Origin of the sequence: Rhizobium redzepovicii, assembly GCF_019793435.1 — a bacterium.
Taxonomy (GTDB): Bacteria; Pseudomonadota; Alphaproteobacteria; order Rhizobiales; family Rhizobiaceae; genus Rhizobium; species Rhizobium redzepovicii.
In genome coordinates, this window is record NZ_JAILYH010000061.1 from 1 (window position 1) to 848 (window position 848).

Consider the following 848-nt stretch of genomic DNA (forward strand, 5'->3'; position numbering starts at 1 on the left):
GCCGTTCAGGCCGGAAAACCGCTCGAAGTGATGACCGTGCAGCTGGAAGGTCCGCGGGCCGGCGAAGTGCTGGTCGAGGTCAAGGCGACGGGCATCTGCCACACCGACGATTTCACCCTGTCGGGTGCCGATCCGGAAGGCCTGTTCCCGGCCATTCTCGGCCATGAGGGTGCCGGCATCGTCGTCGACGTCGGCCCTGGCGTCACCTCGGTGAAGAAGGGCGACCATGTCATTCCGCTCTACACGCCGGAATGCCGCGAGTGTTATTCCTGCCTTTCCCGCAAGACCAATCTCTGCACGGCGATCCGCTCGACCCAGGGCCAGGGTGTGATGCCGGACGGAACCTCGCGCTTCTCCATCGGCAAGGACAAGATCCACCACTATATGGGCTGCTCGACCTTCGCCAATTACACTGTGCTGCCGGAGATCGCCCTTGCCAAGGTCAATCCCGACGCGCCCTTCGACAAGATCTGCTATATCGGCTGCGGTGTCACCACCGGCATTGGCGCGGTGATCAATACCGCCAAGGTCGAGATCGGTTCGACGGCCATCGTCTTCGGTCTCGGCGGAATCGGCCTCAACGTGCTGCAGGGGCTCAGGCTCGCCGGCGCCGACATGATCATCGGCGTCGACATCAATCCTGACCGCAAGGCCTGGGGCGAGAAGTTCGGCATGACGCATTTCGTCAATCCGAAGGAGGTGGGCGACGACATCGTGCCGCATCTCGTCAACATGACCAAACGCAATGGCGACCTGATCGGCGGCGCCGACTACACCTTCGACTGCACCGGCAACACCAAGGTGATGCGCCAGGCGCTGGAGGCCTCCCACCGCGGCTGGGGCAAATC

General features: G+C 63.1%; 1 protein-coding gene. It reads left to right on the top strand.

Going from position 1 to position 848, the window contains the following annotated elements; translation table 11 throughout:
• The coding region (locus tag K6N12_RS33560; protein WP_222149171.1) for an alcohol dehydrogenase catalytic domain-containing protein at positions 1-848 on the top strand (848 nt) is incomplete at both ends.